The 5,885-nt window shown below is 73.1% G+C and carries 5 protein-coding genes; 1 reads left to right on the forward strand and 4 read right to left on the reverse strand.

Annotated elements, in window-relative coordinates; all coding sequences use genetic code 11:
- Positions 1-998 (reverse strand): GNAT family N-acetyltransferase (locus VIM19_16205; protein HEY5186398.1); only part of this gene is annotated, 998 nt, incomplete at its 3' end.
- A 126-nt stretch (positions 999-1,124) separates the two neighbouring features.
- On the opposite strand from VIM19_16205, the gene secA reads away from it, so the two are divergent.
- On the forward strand, positions 1,125-3,881 hold the full coding sequence (gene secA, locus VIM19_16210; GenBank protein HEY5186399.1) for a preprotein translocase subunit SecA: 2,757 nt from the start codon (positions 1,125-1,127) through the stop codon (positions 3,879-3,881).
- A 16-nt stretch (positions 3,882-3,897) separates the two neighbouring features.
- On the opposite strand, the gene VIM19_16215 is transcribed toward secA, so the two are convergent.
- The 3 genes from VIM19_16215 to VIM19_16225 all read right to left on the reverse strand — a co-directional run.
- Positions 3,898-4,065: an Rv3235 family protein gene (locus tag VIM19_16215; GenBank protein HEY5186400.1), complete on the reverse strand. Its 168-nt coding sequence runs from the start codon at positions 4,063-4,065 to the stop codon at positions 3,898-3,900.
- 195 nt (positions 4,066-4,260) lie between these two features.
- A complete protein-coding gene (locus VIM19_16220; GenBank protein HEY5186401.1) occupies positions 4,261-4,467 on the reverse strand; it encodes a hypothetical protein in 207 nt (68 codons plus the stop codon).
- A gap of 206 nt (positions 4,468-4,673) precedes the next feature.
- On the reverse strand, positions 4,674-5,885 hold a 1,212-nt coding region (locus tag VIM19_16225; GenBank protein ID HEY5186402.1), incomplete at its 5' end, for an MFS transporter.

A 5,885-nucleotide genomic window follows, 5' to 3' on the forward strand; every position in this document is an offset into this window, starting at 1 on the left:
GTCGCCACCCGGCAGGACGCCGGGTTGTCCTCCGCGTGGAACAGCTCGACCCGCTGCAAGCCGAGGACCTCGAACGCGTAGCCGGCAGCGGCCCGGACGGCCGTGCTGGCCGCCCCCCGGCCTCGGGCCTGCGGGGCAACCCAGTAGCCGACCTGTCCGCTGGAGCTGTGGGCGTCGAGCTCGTGCAGCGACACCGAGCCCACCACCCCGCCGCCGGGGTGGCACACGGCCCACGAGGCATGGCTGCCGTCCCAGTCGGCCCGGCTGGCGCACCAGGCCAGGGCGCCGTCCAGGTCCGTCGTGTCCGACGCGGACGGGTCCCACCGGACGATCTCCGGGTCCCCTGCCGCAGCCAGCACGGCCGGGGCGTCCGACTCGGCCCACGGCCGGAGCCGGTAGGGCCCCGCCACCAGCTCGACCGGGTGCCGCGGGGCGGGCGTGGCGATCGGGCCCGGCGCGTCGTCGAGCAGCCGGGCGTGCAGGTGGGCGTCGTCGAACCGGCCCTCGCCATCGTCGTGAGCCGCCCGCTCGACGCCCTCGAGGGCGAACCCGCAGGCCATCGCTACGTGGCAGGACGCGGTGTTGCCCACCGCGTGCCGCAGCGCGATCCGGCGCAGCCCTATCACCTCGAAGCCGTGCCGCGTCGCCGCCGCGACGGCCCGGGTGGCCACCCCGTGCCCGCGGGCGGACGGCGTCGTCCCGTAGCCGATCTCACCGAACCCCAGCGAGGGCTCGAGGCTGTGCAGCCCGACCCGGCCGAGGAAGCGCCCGGTCCCAGCGTCCCGCACCGCCCAGTCGATACGCTCCGGGGTGACCCGCCCGGCCAGCCAGGCGCGGGCGTCGTCCTCGGCGGTGACCCGGCGCAGCGAGTGCGCCCAGCGCAGGGTCACCGGGTCGGCCGCCAGGGCCAGCACCGCCGGGATGTCGGCGTCGGTCCAGGGGGTCAGCACGAGGCCGTCGCCGTGGACGACGGCGGTGGCCGACACGGACGGTTCCATGGCGCCATCCTCCACGGCGACGCGCTCAGGTCACCAACTGATTACGATGGGGCGGAAGCGGGGTGAAACCCCGCTGTCAGTCGTGCGTCCGGTTCCGGTCGCCCGCTCCCACCTTGGAGAAGCCGCGTGCCCGCCATCCTCGACAAGATCCTGCGTGCCGGCGAAGGCAAGATACTGAAGAAGCTGGTCCGGATCTCGGCCCAGGTCAACGCCGTCGAAGAGGCCTTCGTCGGCATGACCGACGCGGAGCTGCGGGAGGAGACCGACAAGTTCCGGACTCGACTGGCCGAGGGTGAGACCCTCGACGACATCCTGCCCGAGGCCTTCGCGGTGGTCCGCGAGGCGGCCACGCGGACCCTGGGGCAGCGGCACTACGACGTCCAGCTCATGGGAGGCGTGGCGCTGCACCTGGGCAACATCGCCGAGATGAAGACCGGCGAGGGCAAGACCCTGGTCTCGACGCTGCCGGCCTACCTCAACGCGCTGGCCGGCAAAGGTGTCCACGTGGTCACGGTCAACGACTACCTGGCCGAGCGCGACTCCGAGTGGATGGGCCGGGTGCACCGGTTCCTGGGCCTGTCGGTCGGCGTGATCCTCTCGTCCATGACCCCGGCCGAGCGCCGCGAGGCGTACGCCTGCGACATCACGTACGGGACGAACAACGAGTTCGGCTTCGACTACCTGCGCGACAATATGGCCTGGACGCAGGACGAGCTGGTCCAGCGCGGCCACAACTTCGCCATCGTCGACGAGGTCGACTCGATCCTCATCGACGAGGCCAGGACGCCGCTCATCATCAGCGGCCCGGCCGACCAGCCGCAGAAGTGGTACCAGGACTTCGCCAAGCTGGTGCTACGACTGCGGGCCGACGTCGACTACGAGGTCGACGAGAAGAAGCGCACCGTGGGCATCCTCGAGGCCGGCGTCGAGCGGGTCGAGGACTACCTGGGCATCGACAACCTCTACGAGTCGGTGAATACTCCGCTGGTCGGCTACCTGAACAACGCGATCAAGGCCAAGGAGCTGTTCAAGCGGGACAAGGACTACGTCGTCATGAACGGCGAGGTCCTCATCGTCGACGAGCACACCGGCCGGATCCTCGCCGGGCGCCGCTACAACGAGGGCATGCACCAGGCCATCGAGGCCAAGGAGGGTGTGGAGATCAAGCAGGAGAACCAGACCCTCGCCACGATCACCCTGCAGAACTTCTTCCGGCTCTACGACAAGCTCGGCGGCATGACCGGTACGGCACTCACCGAGGCCGCCGAGTTCAACCAGATCTACACCCTCGGCGTGGTGCCGATCCCCACGAACCGCCCCATGGTCCGCGCCGACGAGGCCGACCTCGTGTACCGCACCGAGGACGCGAAGTTCAACGCCGTCGTCGACGACCTGGTCGCACGGCACGAGAAGGGCCAGCCGGTCCTCGTCGGCACCGTGAGCGTGGAGAAATCCGAGCACCTGTCGGCACTGCTGCGCCGCCGCGGCGTCCCGCACGAGGTGCTCAACGCCAAGCACCACGAGCGGGAGGCGCAGATCGTCGCGCAGGCCGGCCGCAAGGGCGCGGTCACGGTCGCGACGAACATGGCCGGCCGCGGCACCGACATCATGCTCGGCGGCAACCCCGAGTTCATGGCGGCGTCTGAGCTCGCCCAGCGCGGGCTCTCGCCGGTGGAGACCCCCGAGGACTATGAGGCGGCCTGGCCGGCCGCCCTGGAGAAGGCCAAGAAGGCGGTCGAGGCCGAGCACGTCGAGGTGGTCGGCCTCGGCGGGCTGTACGTGCTGGGCACCGAGCGGCACGAGTCGCGCCGGATCGACAACCAACTGCGCGGCCGCTCCGGCCGGCAGGGCGACCCGGGGGAGTCCCGGTTCTACCTGTCCCTCGAGGACGACCTGATGCGGCTGTTCAAGGGGAATGTCGTCGACGCCTTCCTCACCCGGTTCAACATCCCCGACGACGTCCCGATCGAGGCCAAGATGGTGAGCAACGCCATCAGGTCGGCGCAGGCCCAGGTCGAGGCGCAGAACTTCGAGATCCGCAAGAACGTGCTCAAGTACGACGAGGTCATGAACCGGCAGCGGGTCGTGATCTACGAGGAGCGGCGCCGGGTCCTCGAGGGCGAGGACATGCACGACCAGATCGAGCACATGATCGACGACACCGCCGCGGCCTACGTGCAAGCCGCCACCCGCGAGGGCTACCCGGAGCAGTGGGACCTCGACCAGCTGTGGTCCGCACTGGGCACCCTGTACCCGGTGGGCCTGACGGTGGAGGCGCTGGAGGACGAGTCCGGGGGCGGCCGGGACGGGCTCACCCCCGAATTCCTCGTCGAGCGGCTGCGGGACGACGCCCACGGCGCCTATGCGGCGCGGGAGGAGCAGATCGGCTCCGAGGCCATGCGCGAGCTGGAGCGCCGCGTCGTGCTGTCCGTGCTGGACCGCAAGTGGCGCGAGCACCTCTACGAGATGGACTACCTGCAGGAGGGCATCGGGCTGCGCGCGATGGCGCAGCGTGACCCGCTGGTGGAGTACCAGCGCGAGGGCTACGACCTGTTCGCCGCCATGATGGAGGCGATCAAGGAGGAGTCGGTCGGGTACCTGTTCAACCTGGAGGTTCAGGTCGAGCAGCCTGCGGAGGCGGGCCCCATGCTCACCGTGGACTCCGCGGCGGCCACGGCGGCCAGCGCGCCCGCGCTGGTGGCCAAGGGCCTGGAGGCGTCCCGGCCGACCCACCTGGAGTTCTCCGCGCCCACCGTGGACGGCGAGGGCGGCGTGGTGCACCGGGGCGCGGACGGCGACCAGGTCTCTCCCGAGGACTTGGGGCCGGACGCGAGCCGGGCCGAGCGGCGGCGGGCCGCGCGCGCCCAGCGCAAGCGCCAGTGACGCCCTGGTCCTCGGCTCAGCCGACCTGAAGCGCGGTACACGGCCACCGGCCGTCGGCGCCCTCGAGCCGTAGCGCGAGGGCCCGGCACCGGTCCGGACCGGCGATCACCGCGCACACCTCGGCCACGCCGTCCGCCGGTTCGCACAGTCGCACGGCCCGGACCCCTGGACGGGCCGAGCCCAGCGCTCACCACGAGCCGCAGCCGCGCGGGCGGCTCGGGCACGGCGGGGACGTCGCCGGGCAGCAGGAAGGCCAGCGCGAGCGTCCCCTGGACGTCGCCCCGGCGGGCCCCGGCCGGGGGGAGGGGTTCGCCGTCGTTGTAGGGCGGGTCGCTCGCGGGGACCGGGAGCAGCCGCACGGCGGTGTCCCGGTGCGCGGTCACCGCGATCCCCCCTGTGCGGCTAGGCCGGCCGGCGCGGTGAGCACCTGTCCGGGCCGGATCAGGCTGGGGTCCGCCCCGATGGTGGCCCGGTTGGCGGCGTACCAGGCCGGCGACGCGGCCGCGACGGCCGCGGCACCGGCCTCGACGTCGCCGCGCGGCCCCCGGTACGCCCGCACCGTGCGGCCGCGGCTGCTGGTGCTCACCGGCCTCACGCGCCCGGACCGCTGGCCCGAGCCGTGGTGCTCACCAAGGTGCGCAAGGGCCCGGTCGGCCCGGACCCGGGCGGGCAGCTGACGCAGCGTTGCAGCGCTACGGCGGCATCGGGGACGTCGTGCTCGTGCCCGACGACCGGGACGCGCTCGACGCCGCGCTGGCGGCCGGCCGGGTGCTTGCCGAGGCGGCCCCTCGGTCAGCGGCCCGGGCTGCCGTCGTCCGGCTGGCCGGTGACCTCGCGGGCCGGCCCGTCGAGCGGCGGGGCCCCCGACGCTGGCGCGGTGCCGGCCGCCACCAGACCTGACTCGTCCTGCGGCCGCTGCCCGGCCCCGCTGTCGCGGGGCAGCAGCAGGGTGGCGATCAGGCCTAGCAGCACGAAGGCAGCGCCGGCCCAGGCGACGTCGCGGGCGGCCCTGACGAACGCCTCGGACGCCGCGCCGACGACCACCGACCCGTCCGGCCGGGCGGCCAGCGCCGGCAGCACCTCGGACGGCCGCTCCTTGACCGCAGTGGCGATCTGCTGAGCCTGCGCCGCGGGCAGGCCGGCCTGCTGCAGGCGGTCGGCCACACCCGACCCGAGCGAGGTGAACAGCACCGCGCCCAGGATGGCCGTGCCCAAGGCGGCGCCGACCTGGCGGGAGGTGCTCTGCACCGCTGAGCCCTGGCCGGACTCCTCGACGGCGATGTCCGCGAGGATCACGCCGGTGAGCTGGGCCGTGGCCAGGCCGACGCCGGCCCCGTAGATGAACAGCCACGGGACCAGCCGCCAGGCGCTGATGCCCACCCCGACGAAGGCGCCGATGCCCAGGATGCCGACCACCTCGAGCGCCAGCCCGAGCCGGACGACGGTCCGCCCGCCGCGGGAGTTGGCGATCTGGGCTGCGAACGGGCTGGCCAGGAACGTCCCGGTGGCCAGCGCGAGCAGCACCACGCCGGTCTGCAGCGCCGAGTAGCCCAGCACGCTCTGCAGGAACAGCGGCAGCGCGAACAGCAGGCCGAACTCGCCCAGCGAGACGATCAGCGCCGCCAGGTTGCCGTACCGGAAGCTGCGGATGGTGAACAGCCGCAGGTCGAGCAGCACGAGCGCCCCGCGCTGTGCCCGCCGGCGCTCGATCAGCCAGAACGCCACGAGCGACACGGCAGCGACGACGAACGCCACGCCGGTCGGCGCGACCGACGTGAACGGCCAGCGCTGCCCGGCGGCCTCGAAGGTGGCCGTCGGCTGCCACCACCCGTAGCGCTGGCCCTCGATGAGCGCGAACACCAGCGCACCGAGGCCCACGACCGAGGTGACCGTGCCGGGCAGGTCGACGCCGCGGCGCGCGCCCGGGTCCTTCGTCTCGGGCACGAAGCGCAGCAGGCCGTAGACGACGAGCGCCCCGATCGGCAGGTTGATCAGGAACGCCCA

The sequence above is a fragment of the Actinomycetes bacterium genome, from assembly GCA_036510875.1.
Lineage (GTDB): Bacteria > Actinomycetota > Actinomycetes > Prado026 > Prado026 > DATCDE01.